Source organism: Paenibacillus illinoisensis NBRC 15959 (assembly GCF_004000925.1).
Taxonomy (GTDB): Bacteria; Bacillota; Bacilli; order Paenibacillales; family Paenibacillaceae; genus Paenibacillus; species Paenibacillus illinoisensis.
In genome coordinates this window covers 398653-417086 of the sequence record NZ_BIME01000001.1, presented here as the reverse complement: position 1 = coordinate 417086, position 18434 = coordinate 398653, and the positions used below count along the sequence as shown (strand labels likewise).

15 protein-coding genes are annotated in these 18434 nt (G+C 45.0%); 14 read left to right on the top strand and 1 reads right to left on the bottom strand.

What is annotated here, in order from left to right:
• Nucleotides 1-92 precede the first annotated feature (92 nt).
• The 6 genes from PIL01S_RS01715 (at nt 93) to speB (PIL01S_RS01690) (ending at nt 8450) form a co-directional block, all read left to right on the top strand.
• Nucleotides 93-563, top strand: coding sequence for a DUF6376 family protein (locus PIL01S_RS01715; RefSeq protein WP_127535991.1), 471 nt, complete (start codon nt 93-95; stop codon nt 561-563).
• The gene (locus tag PIL01S_RS01710) at nt 556-825 is read left to right on the top strand and encodes a hypothetical protein (protein WP_127535990.1); all 270 of its coding nucleotides are present in this window, start codon (nt 556-558) and stop codon (nt 823-825) included. The genes PIL01S_RS01715 and PIL01S_RS01710 overlap by 8 nt, the downstream gene beginning before the upstream one ends.
• 189 nt (nt 826-1014) lie before the next feature.
• Nucleotides 1015-1812: a sulfite exporter TauE/SafE family protein gene (locus PIL01S_RS01705; protein WP_127535989.1), complete on the top strand. Its 798-nt coding sequence runs from the start codon at nt 1015-1017 to the stop codon at nt 1810-1812.
• Nucleotides 1813-2001: 189 nt separating this feature from the next.
• Nucleotides 2002-4386, top strand: a complete 2385-nt coding sequence (locus PIL01S_RS01700) for a polyprenyl synthetase family protein (protein WP_127535988.1) — start codon at nt 2002-2004, stop codon at nt 4384-4386.
• Between the two features lie 273 nt (nt 4387-4659).
• Nucleotides 4660-7293 carry a PAS domain S-box protein gene (locus PIL01S_RS01695; protein ID WP_127535987.1) on the top strand — a complete coding sequence of 878 codons (2634 nt, stop codon included), beginning with the start codon at nt 4660-4662 and terminating at the stop codon, nt 7291-7293.
• A gap of 185 nt (nt 7294-7478) precedes the next feature.
• Nucleotides 7479-8450, top strand: coding sequence for an agmatinase (speB, locus tag PIL01S_RS01690; protein WP_127535986.1), 972 nt, complete (start codon nt 7479-7481; stop codon nt 8448-8450).
• A 63-nt stretch (nt 8451-8513) separates the two neighbouring features.
• On the opposite strand, the gene PIL01S_RS01685 is transcribed toward speB (PIL01S_RS01690), so the two are convergent.
• The gene (locus tag PIL01S_RS01685) at nt 8514-9062 is read right to left on the bottom strand and encodes an ANTAR domain-containing response regulator (RefSeq protein ID WP_127535985.1); all 549 of its coding nucleotides are present in this window, start codon (nt 9060-9062) and stop codon (nt 8514-8516) included.
• A 344-nt stretch (nt 9063-9406) separates the two neighbouring features.
• Between PIL01S_RS01685 and speB (PIL01S_RS01680) the strand changes: the two genes are divergently transcribed.
• The 8 genes from speB (PIL01S_RS01680) (at nt 9407) to PIL01S_RS01645 (ending at nt 18385) form a co-directional block, all read left to right on the top strand.
• Complete coding sequence (speB, locus tag PIL01S_RS01680; RefSeq protein WP_127535984.1) at nt 9407-10387, top strand: agmatinase; 981 nt, start codon at nt 9407-9409, stop codon at nt 10385-10387.
• A 64-nt stretch (nt 10388-10451) separates the two neighbouring features.
• Nucleotides 10452-12092 carry an ABC transporter substrate-binding protein gene (locus tag PIL01S_RS01675; RefSeq protein ID WP_127535983.1) on the top strand — a complete coding sequence of 547 codons (1641 nt, stop codon included), beginning with the start codon at nt 10452-10454 and terminating at the stop codon, nt 12090-12092.
• A gap of 20 nt (nt 12093-12112) precedes the next feature.
• The gene (locus PIL01S_RS01670; RefSeq protein ID WP_127535982.1) at nt 12113-13072 is read left to right on the top strand and encodes an ABC transporter ATP-binding protein; all 960 of its coding nucleotides are present in this window, start codon (nt 12113-12115) and stop codon (nt 13070-13072) included.
• A gap of 32 nt (nt 13073-13104) precedes the next feature.
• Nucleotides 13105-14118 (top strand): ABC transporter ATP-binding protein, encoded by a 1014-nt coding sequence (locus PIL01S_RS01665; RefSeq protein WP_127535981.1) that lies wholly within the window; start codon nt 13105-13107, stop codon nt 14116-14118.
• A 35-nt stretch (nt 14119-14153) separates the two neighbouring features.
• Complete coding sequence (locus PIL01S_RS01660; RefSeq protein WP_127535980.1) at nt 14154-15104, top strand: ABC transporter permease; 951 nt, start codon at nt 14154-14156, stop codon at nt 15102-15104.
• 17 nt (nt 15105-15121) lie between these two features.
• Nucleotides 15122-16057 (top strand): oligopeptide ABC transporter permease, encoded by a 936-nt coding sequence (opp4C, locus tag PIL01S_RS01655; RefSeq protein WP_127535979.1) that lies wholly within the window; start codon nt 15122-15124, stop codon nt 16055-16057.
• A gap of 12 nt (nt 16058-16069) precedes the next feature.
• Nucleotides 16070-17395 carry an MFS transporter gene (locus tag PIL01S_RS01650; protein WP_127535978.1) on the top strand — a complete coding sequence of 442 codons (1326 nt, stop codon included), beginning with the start codon at nt 16070-16072 and terminating at the stop codon, nt 17393-17395.
• Between the two features lie 159 nt (nt 17396-17554).
• Complete coding sequence (locus PIL01S_RS01645) at nt 17555-18385, top strand: copper amine oxidase N-terminal domain-containing protein (RefSeq protein ID WP_164764147.1); 831 nt, start codon at nt 17555-17557, stop codon at nt 18383-18385.
• The last annotated feature ends 49 nt before the right edge of the window (nt 18386-18434 follow it).

The following is an 18434-nucleotide window of genomic DNA, read 5'->3' as shown; positions in this document are numbered from 1 at the left end:
CTATGAGTGCAGACCAATTTGCATTCGGGTATCCGGAACAGCTATCATTCAATTAAGTAAATAACTTCTGATACAAGGAAGGGAAGATGCTCATGATATTTCGTAAACGAAAGCAAACACTGATCATGACAGGCTTTATTACTGCAAGTATTTTTGTCATCTCGGCTTGTTCTGTTGTGGAGCAGGCAAACGAAAGTTTAAACTACGTTAGCGGAGCAACGGACTATATCGAGCAAATATCCAGTGCTGGCGCGGATCTCCAGCAGCTCGCATCGGATGCCGTCAACAATCCCCAGATCACCGAGCAGATTCAAACGAAAATTGATCAGATTCAAGCGGAAGCAAGTGAATTCTCCCAGCTTACGGCTCCGGCCATCGGTGAGAGCATCCATGAAAATTTGGTCAGTTATAACAATCAGTTAACCGAAGTTGTGGATCAATTCGAGACCACCATAGCAGAGCAAGAATTTACTGCAGAAAACTGGGAAAAGACAGGAATCCCGGATCTGATCAATAATATCAACAGTCTAAAAGATCCGTTGAGCGGATTAGGGAATGAATGAACCAAATTTCGAATATGAAGTAAAAAAGGTGCCAAACGATGTAATTCGTTTAGCACCTTTTTTTATATTTCTACATGTTGGAATATTCAATTTCAACCGCTCTCAGGGCTTACCGCTTATCGAGCCAGCGGAGACGTGGTACAATGAGCAGGAATATTTTTTATCATTTTGTGGTGGTGTCATACACAATGCGTACACCGAGAGAGCCGTAGCTTTCTTCCTTATAATTGCACTGGCTGCAGGTCTTGGTGGCGCAGAGTGAATCACTGCATACATGCAATTTTTCGCTGCAGTGAGGACATTTATTTTCAAAAAGAGTCTTGAACAGATTAAGCATGCTTAATCACTCATTTCTGATTAATTTACTTGGTTTTTATTATAGCCGATAAATATCGCCGCGTATACAGTTTTTTGACAAGGTTTTTCAAGCGCAAGAAAGGAAGAATTACCGATGGATGTTCTGCTTTTTATCATCATGTTTATACTGGGTCTGGTCGGTTCCTTCTTTTCCGGTTTACTGGGTATTGGTGGAGCTATTATTAACTACCCCCTGCTGCTGTATGTTCCCTCTCTTATGGGTATTGAGCCTTTTACTGCACATGAGGTTTCCTCCATTAGCATGTTCCAAGTATTCTTTTCCTCATTGGCAGGTGTAGTCGCATTTCAGAGAAAGAAGAGAAAGGTCCGAGATGGGCAAGCTTTGGTGAATAGGACGCTCGTGGTATACATGGGCATCAGTATTCTCATCGGCAGCTTGATCGGAGGCATCATATCCGGCCATCTGGATGGAGAGGTCATTAATCTGATTTACGGCATATTGGCGGTTATCGCGATAATCCTCATGTTGATTCCGGGAAGAGGTACAGAAGATTCTGCTGATGTTGTGGAATTTAACCGATGGATTGCGGCAGGTTCGGCTCTGGCCGTGGGCGTTGTCTCGGGAATTGTCGGCGCTGGCGGTGCGTTTATTCTGATTCCCATCATGCTGACGGTGCTTCGTATTCCTACGAGAACGACGATTGCCTCGTCCCTGGCTATCGTGTTCATATCCGCAATTGGTGGAGTCATCGGGAAAGTCAGTGGTGGAAGCATTCCGATTGAGCCAGTCATCTACACCGTTATAGGGAGTCTGATAGGGGCATCACTCGGCTCGAGGGTCAGTTCAATGATCAATGTAAGTGTACTTCGCTATGGTTTAATTGTTCTTATTGCTGTTACTGCCGTTAAAGTGTGGGCGTCTATACTTTAAAAACAAGAATCAGTGGAGTGACCGTGACGATTACGTAACCAAACGGTTCAAGCGCCGTATAAAGGTTATGAACATGAGCTGGCGAATTTGATACAGCATGAATTCACAACAGTTTTCGTCCATGGAGCACCCTCAATCTCCTCTCATGGATACATGTTTAACATTAATAGAAGTTGAGGTATCCATCCTATGAATAACGCACTTATAGATCATGCCGAAGCAGGATATCAGTTAGCCGAGCATAAGGCAGCCCAGTACTTTGCTTCCCTTCATAACCAGCTAATAAATAACACATATACAAACGTTCTAAAGCAGGATTTTCATGTATGGCAAAAGAAACATATTCATCGATTCTCATGGTTACCCTGGATATCACGAACCGCAAGAAAACCCGATTCGCGGGATGTATATAGATATATCCACTGGTTGAACGTGACCGGCAAACTCGATGAGTACCTCGATCGCAGTATTTCCTATATTTATATGAGAGATCTGGGCAAGGCGCTGGATACCCCCGAGACGCAGGCACGTATTCAGCGGGTTGTGCAGGATACGAAGAAATACTTCATGCGTAAGGGTGGAGCGAAACGACAGGGCCAGCCCGATTTTATCAGCCTGGCGGCATTGTATCGCTGGGCTCAGAAGGAAAACGTGGAGACTGCCGTTATCTGGCTGATTCAGAAACTTGAAAACGTCGCTTCAAATATTCCGAAGGAGTTGGACGCAGAGCAGGCACAACGCAAGCTGATTAAGATCATTCTTGGCGTTGTTCTGCATGTGAATGATGAATTGGATGAGACGACGCCAATTCCGGAGCGTTCGAAGAGATTTGATGCAGCCATCAGATTGGGGTATTCTTACGGGTTAACCTATCCATTTATAGACGATCTGTTGGATTCACAGGCCCTGACTTCCCAGGAGAAAGAACAGTATTCCCTCCTGATTCGAAAGGCTCTGCTTACAGGAATTGTACCTGACATTGGCGAGTGGAACGGAGACAATGAGGAAGTCATTCGCTATGTTCACTCAGAGCTGCGTGAGGCATTTGAATACATCAAGAATTACCAGCGACCTGAGATGCAGCGAACCTTTTTCGAGCAATCTTATGTGTTTTTTCAATCCCAAGAGCTGGACCGGGCGAAGAAACTCACCAATGCGAACTATACCAATGAAGAGCTCTATATCCCGATTATTATCAAGTCATCTTCATCCAGGCTGATTGTTCGTTCCGTTCTGAGCGCTTCGGAGGATGAAGGCTTTGATCTCCGCACGTTCTATTATGGAATTTACAATCAACTGGCAGATGATTTTGCAGATATGTTTGATGATTTGGAAGAGGGGGCAGTGACTCCGTACACGTATTATTTGAAATACCGGGATCTGCGTCCTGACTTAATTAATCCATATGAGCTCTATTGGACAGTGATCTCTCATTTGATCCATAGCGTGTATGACTCGGATGCCATGACACGTGAGGTCATATTGGATCGTGCGATCAATGGCCTCAAGCGCAGCAGGGAACGACTGGGACCAGCGAAATATAATGAAATTATGGACATCTTTGCTTCGGGTCAGCCTGAATTTAACGATCTCATTCAACGAATGGTTGGAAAAGTGGATGACGTGGACTTTCTCGATAAATTGCTCAGGGATCAGGTTATTGTCCATCTGAAGAACGACAAAAAGGAAAAAGAAGATTTTATTCAAACGGTTCGAAACGTTCGTGAACGGATTAACATGGAAGTTCAAATATCCAAACCAAATGCAATTCCGGAAATGAGAGAAACGCTGATTGATGCAGCCAATTACAGCCTGCAGGGGAGCGGCAAACGGCTGAGGCCGATCTTAACCTGGGTTATGGGTGTGCGAGAGTATGGGCTGACAGAAGCATCGATCGTTCCGCTATTAAGGTCACTGGAGTATATGCATACCGCTTCCCTCATTTTCGATGATCTGCCAACGCAGGATAATGCTTCAACCAGGCGGGGGCGTTCAACCTTGCATCAGGTGCATAACAGCGCTACAGCTGAATTAACAGGCCTTTTTCTGATCCAGAAAGCCATTGGAGAACAATCCTCGCTTAGTCAATTCGATGCTGCAACGGTGCTAACCTTGATCCGATATTCGGCTGAAAAAGCAGAAGACATGTGTATGGGGCAGGCGATGGACCTGAACGCCAAAGGAAAAGCGCTGACGTTGGATCAGCTGAACACGATCTGTTTCTACAAAACAGGGATTGCCTTTGAAGCGGCGCTTGTCATGCCTGCTATTCTGGCACAGGTTAAGGATTCTGAAATTTCTTCCTTGAAGACATTTGCCTACCATGCGGGTATCGCTTTTCAAATCAAGGATGATCTGCTGGATCTGGACGGGAATGACCTGGTGCTTGGCAAACCAGCCGGGCAGGATGTCCGCAACAACAATTCAACCTTCGTTTCCATCCTTGGGGAGGATGGAGCGAAAAAAGCAATGTGGGAACATTATTGTCTCGCAACGGATGCACTTGCCGAAATGCCGAAGCATATCCCTTTTTTGAAACATTTGTTGGATTACATTGTTGGGCGTGAGCGCTGACAGATTTTACTCGCCATTTCGTGCAACATATGACTTATAATGAACATAAGCGACAAAGGTCGGGAGTTCCATGTCAATGGGATCCAGGCCTTGTTTCCGTTTAAAAGACACAAATCTCTTGGAAACAGATGTTTCAATCGCTATAATACGGGGTACTAAGCAGTTATTATGGTTCTAAAACGACTATTCCTTTCGGAACGGACAAGATGAAGCAATATTTGAAATTTCGACAATCTATTGCATGAGTATATACTTCAAAAAGGAGATCTTAAAATGCAGGTTCAAAAGGTTGACCATCACGAATTGTTCGAGCAGATTTATAACCAAGCACCTATCGGAATTGCACTCGTGGCTCCTTCAGGTCAATGGATGAAAGTAAACCCTGCATTTTGCTGCATGATGGGCTATACCAGTGAGGAACTCATGAATCTCAGCTACCAGGATATTACACATCCGAATGACTGCCCGCAGGATGTAGTCTATGCTTGTGATTTGTTTGAAGGCAGATCGAAAGAGTATACGTACGAAAAGCGCTACATCAAAAAAAATGGTGACGTACTCTGGATTTCATTGCATATAGCCTTGGCTCGGGATGAAAGTACAGATGAGCCGCTTTATTTCATTTGTCATATTGTAGATATCACAGATCGGAAGTTGTCCGAACAAAAACTCCTGCACAGTGAAGAGATGTTCAAACTGATTTCGGATAATGCACAGGAGATTATCTACATCGCCAATCTCGATGGGGTTTGTAGGTTCTGCTCACCTTCGGTTCGCGATCTGCTGGGTTACTCTCCAGAGGACATTATCGGCCAGAATAACAATGCCTATTTCCATCCGTTTGATTTGGAACAGATCTCACAGATGGACTTGACTACCGGAAATATGCTGAATATCAGAGTTCGCCATAAAGATGGACATTATCTATGGTTCGAGACCACATACAAGATTATTGGGGATGCCGAGCAAGAACGGCAGATACTTACCATTGGACGAGACATATCTGAGCGAAAGAAACATGAAGAGATCAGTGCAGAGGCTGAGCGCATTGCGATGATTGGTAGTTGGGAATGGGACATGGTCAATGACCAAATCGCCACTTCAGATCAGGTACTTGAAATTTTCGAGCTCGAGCGCACACACAAACGCTACCGGGCAAGGGATGTTCTTCGGGTGATGAATCCCGCGGATGCAGCATCCTTGCAAGAAAAAATCAGAGGCACGAAGCAAGGAGAACCGCTTGATTTCGAATACAAACATATACGCTCTGATGGGAGTGAGAAATATCTTCATTTGCGCGGGCTGATTACGTTTGATGAACATCACCAGCCAGTACAATTGAACGGAACATTGCAGGACATCACCGAACGGAAACTCATTGAATTTAAACTGCAGGAATCCGTGGAACGTTACACTTCACTTAAAAAATATAATCATGACGCCATTATCTCGTTTAACATGGACGGCAACATCATGAATGCCAACCCTGTAGCGGTGAAGATGACAGGTTGTCCTGTGTCAGACATGATCGGCACGAGTATTAGCAGATTCATCGGAGCTGTCAATCTGGGAATGATCCTGCGCAGCAACTACGAATTGGCTGAGAAGGAAATTAACGCCGTTCGTCACACGGATGGCAGTGAGACAGAAGTGTTGGCTACACTTGCTCCGATCATCATCAACAAGACCAATGTCGGATTCTATCTGATTGCAAAGGATATTACGGAACAGAAGAAGCTGCTTGTGGCCAAAGAGACTGCGGAGAGAATGAACAAGGCCAAAAGTGAATTTTTGGCAATGATGAGCCATGAAATTCGCACACCCATGAACGGTGTTATCGGGATGACAGACCTGCTTCTGGATACGCCGGGACTTAGTGAGGAGCAAAAGGAATATATTCAAATTATTCAGAAGAGTGGAGATTCCTTGCTGGCCATCATTAATGATATCCTGGATTTCTCGAAAATAGAGTCAGGTAAAACGGATCTGGTAGATGATCCTTTTGATGTTGGGGAAATCGTGACAGAGACCGTGCAAATTGTGAAACCACTGGCTCGTGAAAAGGAGCTGGATATTCGTTTATGTCTGGATGAGGCCATACCGACTCCGCTCTATGGCGATGCTTACCGTTTGAAACAAGTACTTACCAACATTATTGGCAATGCGGTCAAATTTACGCCAGAAGGCAGTGTGGCAATTGAAGTCGGAGTTAAGGAGCAGTGCAGCAATAACATCCTTCTGCATTTTAAGGTGAAGGATTCGGGCATAGGGATACCTGCTGAGAAAAGACAACAATTGTTTGAGCCGTTCTATCAGTTAGAAAACTTTATGACCCGTAAACCTCAAGGGACTGGTCTGGGGTTAGCCATTAGTAAGAAGCTGGTAGAGCTCATGCAGGGCGATATATGGATCGAGGAATCGGATGAACCAGGTACAACCTTTATATTTACGGCTTCCTTCAAATTAAATAATGATGAAGGTAGCAACCAGTTTGATGAACAGCAGAAAAAGAACAGAAGTACACCTCTGCGCATTCTGATTGCGGAAGACAATGAGGTTAATTTGCTTGTCCTTAGCCGGATGGTTGAGAAAAAGGGACATTTTGTAGATCGTGTGGCAGATGGTGTGGAGGCTGTTGAGAAGGTCAAACGTAATGCATATGATATTGTTTTTATGGATGTGCATATGCCGCGGCTTGACGGATTTGAAGCCACTAGAGCGATTAAGGAACTTTCGGACCCCGAAGCATGTCCATATATTGTTGCGGTTACGGCAAATGCCGTCCGGGGCGATAGGGATAAATGCTTGAAGGCGGGCATGGATGATTATGTAAGCAAACCTATTAAGAGCGAGTCCATCGTGCAAGTGATGGAGAGGTATTATCACAAGAAACAAATCCATCATTGACCTCGTAAAAGAAAAGGTTGACGCTGATAACATAATTTGCTATATTACACCCATAACAAATGCATATATTCAAGTGTCATTTCTGAACGAATCGGCACTTGATCGGCAATAGAGCCGCTAACTTATCATGGATAAGGGAGCGGTTTTTTTGTTTTTGTATGCAAAAAAACAAAGGAGTGTTGCTCATGTATCGTCCCTTATTGGAAAGAGGAAAACCAGCCTTTGCAGGGGTACGCACGTTCATGCATTTACCCCATATTCAGACATTGGAGAACGTTGATTATGCCATTATCGGCAATCCATTTGATACAGGGGCCGGATATGCAGTAGGCACCCGATTTGGACCGTCGGCAATAAGGGAAATGTCACAGCGGATCAGAACAACCAACCCTGCTCAAGGCATTGATAGTAGTGAATACTTATCAGGCATTGATTATGGTGATTTATCCATATATCCAGGATACATTGAACAGACGTATGAAACGGTGCAGCAGCAGTTAGCACCCATTTATGCAAGTGGAATCGTGCCTATCATTTTGGGTGGAGATCACTCCATATCTTATCCTCACATAAAAGCAGCAGCAGAGCAGTATGGCCCGATCAGCCTTGTGCATTTCGATTCTCATTCCGATGCGTGGGAGCCCATGGACGAGATTCGCAAATATTCACACGGAAATATGTTTTATCATGGGGTAAAAGAAGGCTGGATCAATGCTGAAACCTCGATTCAGATGGGGATGAGGGGACATTCCAGTTTGACACATTATGAAGAAACCAGGGAACTTGGATTCGATCTGCTCACAACAGATGATGTCAAAAAGCTTGGTCCCGAGTTGTTGTGCCAGCGAGTCAAGGACCGTGTGGGTGATACGCCCGTATTCCTGACCTTCGATATTGACTTTCTGGACCCCGTGTTCGCTCCGGGGACAGGCACGCCAGAAGTAGGAGGATTCACAACGTATGAAGCAATTCAGATGATCCGAGGTCTTGGAGGAATTCGTCTTATCGGATGTGATCTGGTAGAGGTGTTGCCTGATCGTGATCCCACACGTGTTACTGCTCTTAACGCAGCTTCAATCGTAGCCGAATTTATTACATTGCTTGCCCTGTATCGTCGAAGTACCAAGGGAGCGCTGGTTGGCAGTATTACTGGTTAATATAACACATGAAAAAGAAACCTTGCCCGTTCAACAGGCAGGGTTTCTTAATGATATTTATGATTATTTATTTTCAGTTAACACGGCTTCTGCAATGTCAACCAGTTTCTTTCGTTCGTTCATGGCCTGTGTGCGCATCCACTCATAGGCTTTGGTTTCACTGATGTTTTTCTGCTTGCTAAGGGATATTTTGGCACACTCCACTCGTTTGATTTCTTCCAGTTTGGTGGATAAGAAACGATATTCCCGTTCCAAATGAACACGGGTTTGGTAATTTTTAAGACCAATCAACAAAGACCATTGAAGTTCATTGTCATTCATCCCAGAACATAATACACCGTCGAGCTTCTCATGAGGAGCGGTAGTGGCAGGTTTGCGTTCGTCACACCACCAAAGGATGGGGAATGAGAACAAGTTGCTGGCAGAATAGAGCCATTTCTTCAGTCGACATGCGGGAACATCCAAAATAATCATTTCAAACCTGCTCTTTGTAAGTTGACTCATACATTCAGCCTCAATTGACTCAACCCGATAACCTAATTCGTTGAATTTGACATCAACTCGACATTTTGTAGTCGGGATATCATGAACATGCAATAATCTTGGTTTCATAATTTACCCATCACCTCGAAGTCGGAATTGAGCAATACCTTCGTGTATGAACTGGTTGTACATGCCTGATTAATGTTAATTTATATAATACATCCCGACAAAAGTCAACAGAGCAAGTGATATAACATAACGCCATCACCGTGTAAAATCTTTTATTCGAGAATTTGTGTCAAATATATTGACATTAATTATAGCTGTTTCTATAATTGGCATTACACAACTGCATACAAACAGCATCCTCTATCTGGAGGATCGCTGTCTATGGCAAAGAGGCCGCTTATTCATAAGCGGCCTCTTTTTGTGTTTTTTGAACCTGAACTATTAAACAAAGGGAGAGATCAAACATGAAATATCGTCCACAGATCGACATGGGGAAGCCTCTTTATTCCGGCATCCATACTTTTATGCATTTGCCATATGTACAAACACTGGAAGATGTTGATTTTGCAGTCATAGGGGTCCCCTTTGATACAGGTGTAAGCTACGGCATTGGTGCTCGTTTCGGTCCAGCTTCCATTCGCGCGATGTCACAGCGAATTCGGCCAATATCCCCTGTTCATCAGATCGATATTTCTGAATTCTTATCAGGCATCGATTTCGGCGATCTTCTCGTACATCCGGGATATATTGAACAATCCTATCAAGCGATTGAAGAACAATTAACACCGGTATTTGAGGCGGGAGTCGTTCCTGTTCTATTGGGCGGTGACCACTCCATATCTCTACCGCATCTAAGGGCGGCTGCTCGCAAATATGGTCCGGTATGTCTTGTACATTATGATTCCCATTCGGATACAGGACGTGCCAAAGATCCTGAACGAATGTGGTCCCATGGAGCGGTTTTCAGTTACGCCGTCGATGAAGGACTCATTGATCCGCATCACTCCATTCAAATGGGTATGCGAGGAACAACCTATCGTGCTGGAGCTCTGGATGAGGCACGAGCTATGGGGTTTGAAGTGATGACAACCGACGATGTGAGGGAGCTTGCCATCCCTGAATTGTGTCAAAAGGTTAAGGAGCGTGTGGGAGATCGTCCGGTATTTCTAACCTTTGACATTGATTTTCTGGACCCGGTTTATGCACCTGGGACAGGGACACCGGAGGTTGGTGGCTTTACGACCTACGAAGCACAGAAAATGCTTCGGGGTTTGGCAGGTATTGATTTTATCGGATTTGATTTGGTGGAGGTGCTACCGGATCGCGACCCAAGCGATGTCACAGCACTAAATGCAGCAAATATTGCATTTGAGTTTGTAAGCTTGCTTGCTGTGAAGCGCAGAATGGACATGAATGTGGCAGAGACTGCTGAAGCAGCATTCTAACCTTGAATGAACATTTAGGTTACAGAAGAATGGTGATTTAAAACATAAGGGGGGAATTGTTTATATGAAAAAAACATGCTTAAAGAGGACATTGTTGTTTCCAATGTTCGCCATAATGCTTATCACGGGTTGCGGTTCAGCAGGACAAGGCTCAGGGACATCGGCTAGTGCGGCTAATGGTAACAATATTCAGGCAAATCAGTTGACTATTGGCATTACGAACCCGCCTCTAATGTTCAATCCGATCGATTCGGACGGAAGTGGATCAAGCGGTGCTGTATTCACCTACCGATATTTCTTCGATAGTCTGATCAAGACAACAGGCCCACTTCAATTCGAAATGCAGCTTGCAGAATCCTTTGAGACGGATGATAACCAAACGTTCCGCATTGCAATTCATCCGGATGCGAACTGGACAGATGGTACACCTATTACTGCAGAGGATATTGAATTTACGATCAACCTGATCGCCAATCCCCAAACGATTACGACACAACGCAGCGCCATATACTCCCTGGACGGATTGAATGACAAAGGAACACTTCCCGAAGGTTCTGATGGACTGGACTCAATCAAGGTGATCGATGATAAACATCTTGAGATTCGAACCAAAACGCCGGTGGATCCCAATCTGGTCTATGAACGCTTCTCCGATGTATTGATTGTCCCCAAACATGTGCTGCAAAATGTTAATCCTGCTGAACTGAACCAGAACCCATTCTGGCGAAGCCCCAATGTAACTTCAGGTCCATATACTTTTGTGAAATATGAGAATAAATCCTATGTTGAGCTCGCTGCCAATCCGGAATATTACCGGGGAGCCCCGAAGATTGATAAGGTATTTATCAAAATCATGCCTGCCTCCAATATGGTTGCACAGCTACAATCAGGAGAGCTGGACATGAATGCGGCACAAGGGGTTGGGAATATTCCAGCTTCCGAATGGCAGACCGTAAAATCCATTCAGGGATTAACGACCAAGGAAGAACAGACCCGAAGATATAACTCGATTGAGATTAATACGGAACGCTTTCAGGACAAGAAAGTAAGACAAGCACTGGCCTATGCAATTAACCGGCAGATGATTGTCGAACAGCTGATGCCTGGCACAGGTGAATTGCAGGATGGGCCGTATGCCAACAGTCATCCGTATCATGATGACAATATTATCAGTTATGCCTATGATCCTGAGAAAGCCAAACAAATGCTCGCAGAATCAGGGTTCGATATGAAGCGCCCGATTGAGTTGATTGTCCCTACCGGTGACCGCACACGAGAGATGGCAGGCAATATCATTCAGCAAAATTTTCAAGCTATCGGACTCCAGGTGAATCAGGTTAACTATGATTTCCCGACGACGGTATCCAAGCTGGTTGCAGGTGAATTTGATCTTGTGCTAAGCAGCTTTGGCAGCATCATGGACCCTGATGGCCCAGCAACCGTATATCGCTCCACGGCAGCACTTAACGATATGCGTTACAACAATCCTGATGTGGATGAATTATTCGATGCCGGTATGGCAGAGACAGATTCAGCCAAGCGTGAAGAGATCTACAACAAGCTGCAAAATATGATTCAGGAAGACGTACCGTTGATAACGGTATACTCCGAATTTAATCTGATCGCGATCTCACAGCAGATAGCTGGGAGAGGTGGCGTAGTGGATGGTATGCATTATGACGTTAACCAGTGGGAGCGCAAATAAATTAAATCGGAGGAACAGGTATGAATGATTTGCTTGAAATTCGTCATCTGAGGACCAATTTCCGTACCCGTCAAGGTGAAGTGACATCGGTGGATGATGTGAGCTTCTCGTTAAAAGCAGGAGAGACACTCTGTATTGTAGGAGAATCAGGTTGCGGTAAGAGTGTCACCTCGTTATCCATCCTGCGTTTGCTTGGACGTAGTGGTTATATCAGCAGTGGTTCCATACGATTTGATGGAAAGGATCTGGCTGAGCTTCCTGAACAAGAACTCGTCAAACTTCGCGGCAAAGAGATCTCCATGATTTTTCAGGATCCGATGTCTTCCCTCAATCCGGTATTTACCATCGGCAATCAGTTGACGGAGACCATTCGACTGCATCTGGGGATGAGGGCGAAAGAAGCGAAACAGTATGCGGTTACCCTGTTAAAACAGGTGGGTTTTCCAAGGGCAGAACAGCTGCTTGGCCAATATCCCCATACGTTATCCGGTGGAATGAAGCAGCGTGTCATGATTGCCATGGCACTGGCATGCAGGCCGAAACTTCTAATTGCTGATGAGCCGACGACAGCACTCGATGTAACGATACAGGCCCAGATTCTGAGTTTAATGAAGCAAATTCGGGAGGAAACGGGGACTTCAATTATGTTAATCACCCACGACCTTGGTGTAGTGGCCGAAATGGCAGATCGCATTATTGTAATGTATGCAGGCCAGGTCGTGGAGGAGGCAGAAGTGTATGAGCTTTTTGATCATCCCGAACATCCGTATACCATCGGACTTATGGAATCCATTCCTCATATCGAAATTGAAGACACCGAACTGCGTTCCATCCCCGGTGCTGTTCCTTCACTTCAATCCATGCCTTGTGGCTGCAGATTCAAGGAACGCTGCAGCAGGGCAACAGCCCAATGTCATACACCTCCGCCATTGACAGAGATTCGCGAAGCGCACAAAGTACGCTGCTGGTTTCCGGCGTGAAACTTGAACCTACATGAAAAGGGGGAGATACGATGTCAACGATGCGGATGCCAATAGATGAAATCGCCGATCAACCGTTACTGCGGCTTGAAGAGATTCATAAGCATTATCCCATTCAAAAGGGGATATTCTCCAAAACAGTTGGTCAGATCAAAGCAGTAGATGGAATAAACCTGCAGGTCTACCCCGGAGAAACGGTTGGCTTGGTTGGGGAATCAGGCTGTGGCAAGTCGACACTTGGGCGCAGCATTATTGGTCTGGAGGAAGTTACTTCAGGCAAAGTGCTGTTTGAGGGAAAAGATCTGACCCAAGTGTCCAACACAGAGATGAGAACGTTACGCAGGGACATCCAAATGATATTCCAGGATCCCTATTCATCGTTGAATCCCAGAAAGCGGATAGTTGATCTCATTACGGAACCTCTTCACGTATTAAGAGGCATGTCAGAAGCTGATGCTTTGCAACAAGCTGCACAGTTAATGGAGATTGTGGGATTATCAGCCCAAAGTTTAGGGAAATATCCGCATGAGTTTTCTGGAGGTCAGCGTCAGCGTATCGGGATCGCACGGGCGGTAGCGTTAAAGCCCAAGCTCATTATATGTGATGAGCCCGTTTCGGCACTGGATGTTTCCATCCAGGCTCAAATTCTGAATCTGCTTAAAGAGTTACAGCGGGAGTTCAATTTAACGTACCTGTTTATTGGTCACGGCCTTGGCTCCGTTAAGTACATGAGTAATCGCATTGCCGTAATGTATCTCGGTAAAGTGGTGGAACTCGGTCCGGCTCAAAACTTGTTTTCCACACCAAGACATCCTTATACCCGAGCATTGCTTGATGCTTATCCCATTCCGAACCCCCATTTGAGAAATAAGGAGCGAATAGTTCTCGAAGGGGATGTACCAAGTCCTGCATCGCCTCCGCAAGGCTGTCGTTTCCATACCCGGTGTCCGCTCGCCAGTACCAAATGTAAGCAGGAGGAGCCACTCCTCACCGAGGAAACATTCCGCACAGGGCACTTGTATGCTTGCCATAATCCGCTTGGATAAACATTTTAATCACGTATGGAGAGAGGGGGCCTTTTATGTTGAATTATGTACTTCGGAGACTATTAATCGCCATTCCGGTACTGTTTGGAGTAACATTTCTAAATTTTGTTCTGATTAATCTGGCTCCAGGAGATCCAGTGGACATGTATGTGAATCCGGATGTGAGTGAAGAGGACAAGCAACTAAGGAGAGAAGCCCTGGGGTTAAATGACCCCTTTATGATCCGGTACTGGAAATGGCTTGTGAATTTGGTGCAGGGTGATCTGGGACATTCGTTCAGTTCCTTCCAACCTGTGACCAGTCTTATCGCCGAACGAATAGGACCCACTTTACTGCTGGTCGGAGCATCGATTTTGTTTGGGTATCTGATTGCCATCCCCATTGGTATTTACTGTGCTGTGAGATCGGGCTCCAAGTTTGATTATTTGATGTCAACCTCTTCATTACTGGGTGTTTCCATTCCGAATTTTTTTCTGGGCTTGGGCCTCATATATATCTTCGGCGTTCTTTTGGGTGTACTTCCGACAGGAGGCATGAGCACGATGGGGGGGGACACTGGAATTGTGGATACCCTGATCCACTTGATCCTGCCTACAATAACGCTTGGAACTTCCATCTCTGGCGGCATGATTCGTTATGTTCGTGCGAGTGTTATTGAAGTGCTTGGACAAGAGTATCTGCGAACCGCAAGAGCCAAGGGAGTCAGAGAGTTTATTGTGATTCATAAGCATGCGTTGAAAAATGCACTTATCCCACTGATTACGATTGCTGGCCTTGATATACCAGTCTTAATTGGGGGGGCTGTTATTACGGAAAGCATCTTTCAATGGAACGGTATGGGACACTTGACGATTCAGGCCATCTTTTCACGTGACTTTCCGTTACTTATGGGTGTAAACATGCTTGCAGCCCTATCTGTACTGGCTGCCAATCTGTGGTCTGATCTGATGTATGCAGTTGTGGATCCTCGAATTAAATACAGCTAATGAAAGGAGCGCGCATTATGCCATCGCTAAAACTGGAGTCTGGTACAGCTGCTTCTCCTGACCTGGTTGCGGGTTCTGGGGCAACCATTACGCCAGGTTTTGAACGTGAAAGTTATTGGAAAATGATCGGTCAGCGCTTTGCCCAACACAAGCTTGCGGTAGCCGGGCTGATCGTACTTGGATTTCTAATCCTGGTCAGTGTGTTGGCACCATGGATTGCTCCTTATGATCCCAATGAAATTACGGGTGCCTTTGCCGCGTCGCCTTCCAGTCAGCATTGGCTGGGTACGGATCAGGTGGGGCGGGATGTTTTGAGCAGACTAATCTATGCGACTCGAGTATCTCTTGCTGTAGGTGTAGTTACAGTTTTGCTCTACGTGTGTGTAGGAACGGTTGTAGGGGCCGTTGCTGGCTATGTCGGTGGATGGGTAGATATGTTAATTAATCGTATCATCGATGTGTTTATGTCTTTTCCAAGCTTGATGGTGATTCTCGTGCTGGTTACCGTACTTGGCACAGGGTTGTCCAACATTATCATCGTACTGGCCCTGCTGGGTTGGCCTGCGGTTGCCCGCCTGGTAAGGGGCAGCGTACTAACTCTTCGGCAAACGGAGTTTGTAAAGGCAGGACAGGCGCTGGGATTCGGTTCTTTCCGCCTGATTTTTGGACATATTTTGCCGAATGCTCTGGGGCCAATCTTGGTCAATGCCACATTTGGTGCTGCGGCCGCCATCCTGTCCGAATCTTCGTTGAGTTTTTTGGGAATGGGTGTTCAGCCGCCAACCGCCAGTTGGGGTAATATGCTCAATGCGGCACAATCCATTACGGCTCTGACGAGTCAGCCTTGGCTATGGATTCCACCAGGACTAATCATTATTCTGTCGGTTTTATCCATCAATTTTATCGGTGATGGTATTCGTGATGCAATGGATCCTCGCAGGACCAGCGCATAGAGAAGAGGGAACATGAACAGAACGTTAATTTCCAAGCTATCGTCTTGGAACCAATTAAAGCATCTTCGGAACTATCCCAAGGATGCGCTGCTATTTATCGCCGCGAGCTTCGTAAATTCTACGGGCAAGGCCATCATGTGGCCATTGACTACATTGTATGTGCACAACGTAATGGGGAGATCGTATGGAGAAGCTGGGTTAATCGTTCTTTATCAAGCACTGTGCAGTGTTTTCGGGGAACTGGTAGGGGGGAATCTATATTATCGTTTGGGTCCGAAGGTTCTGATTACCGGATCTTTCCTGATTTCCGCCACTATGTTATTTGCAATAGCCATGACCGACAGTTGGCCCGCGTATATTGTTTTCATTTGCGTGCTTGGATTCGTAAACGGGATTGCTCTGCCTTCATTGAATGCTTATGTGGGTTTTCGCTGGAAAGAGCACCGCAGAACACTCTACAATCTGATGTATGTTTGTAACAATTTCGGCCTGTCGATCGGCGCGATGGTTGGCGGATTGATTGCGTCGATCTCCTTTACGCTGACATATCTATTTACGGGAACAACCACTTTATTATTTGCTGTCTTTCTATTGCTGTTCATGCGTCTGCCAAGCCAGTTAGATTCGTATAAATCAATGAATTTAGAACATGGATCTGACCAAAATAAAATAGAAGGGAAAAACGAAACGGCATTCAACGATATGCATGCGAATCGAAATAATTTGCTGAAAAATGTAAGCATTTATCTATTTCTCTCATTGGGAGCCATGTTCTTCTGGATTTCATTCTCACTATGGTCTACGGGCATTGCTCCGTATATTAATGAGCAGGGAATGGACCTCAAGTTTTACAGTTTGCTCTGGACGATCAATGGATTGGTTATCTTGCTGGGGCAGCCTTTTACTTCATGGATCAAGCAGCGATTTGCGCCAAGTATCGTCAGGCAGATGTTTGTGAGTGCTTTGTTCTCAGTTTCGGCGTTTACTTTCATTTTGTTTTTTCACGAGCATTACATTTACCTGGTGCTGGGCATGATTCTTGCTACCCTTGGAGAAATGATGTTACTACCCACCATTCCTACATTCCTGTCCGAGCGAACGGGGGTGAACGCACCTTTTTACATGGGGCTTGCAGGTGGATTTGCGAATATTGGCCGAATGATTGGTCCTCTGATGTTTGGAAATGTCTATGATTGGTGGGGGATCGTGCCAGTCATCTTTTTGGGAACCATGTCGTCCTTTGCAGCGCTGTTGATGTTCTATGTCCATTCCAATTTGAATAAAAAAGAAGAACGTGTGGAAGGCTTTTCGCTTATGACAAGAACGATAAACAAGTAAATGACATTACAGATAGCAGTCAATCCAGGTAAAACATAGCTATAACGTTGGTAACCATTCCAGCGTTTTTTTATGTGAAGTGCCAACTTTCAATGGTCAAATAACGTTAACTATTCGAGAAAGAATGGTTACGTCATTTGTTCCATGGGAGGATGTCACATGAAATTAAAAAAATGGGCTTTATCCTTGCTGGCGATCTTGATGATTGCCTCATTTAATGCACCGGCCTTTGCTGAAGAAGAAGAAGCTATAGTAGAGGTTGAGGATGGAGTACTGTCCAATAATCGGGTTCTAATCCCTTTAAGAGTTGTATCCAGCAATCTAGGGGGAGATATAAAGTGGTATCCGGAAGATAGATATATACAGATTAACACAAAAGAGAAAGAGATTTTGCTGGCTGTTAATTTCAAAAATGCGCGCGTAAATGACACGATAATTCCGACGGATTCGCCCGTGTTATTAATTGGAGGCGTGACGTATGTTCCCTTGAAATTTGTAAGTCAGGTTTTTGGAGCCAAGCTGAACTGGGATGGTGAGCACAAGCAGGCTACAATAAGGTCAAATGGTCAGACGGTGGTTGTGCATGTCCAGAGTGATGAATCCCGAATAACCGATTCTCTAAAAATAAGCCAAGCCAGGTTAATTTTATTGTCGGAAAAATTGAACGAAACGTCCAAGCTGTCTGAGATTAAACATATACAGACGTATTTCAAACCCTATTTTACAGAGAAGTTGATCGGTTCCATTCTTGGAGGGCAGGAGCTGCAAAATGAATGGATTCAGTATGATGTTCCTGAGAACTCCGTTTATTATACAAGTTCTACAACAGGAACATTATCTCAATCGTTCGTTCTTGGGAATACGCTAACAGGTGAATCACACTACGTCTATGATCGAAACATTGTACTTGTATACCGTGAAGGTGTATGGAAGGTCAATCAAATAAAGTTTGCCTACAGAACAATTCCTAATCTGGGGTATGATCGTTAAGCTTACATCATATGATGATCAACATGTAGGAAATAACAATTCAGACAAA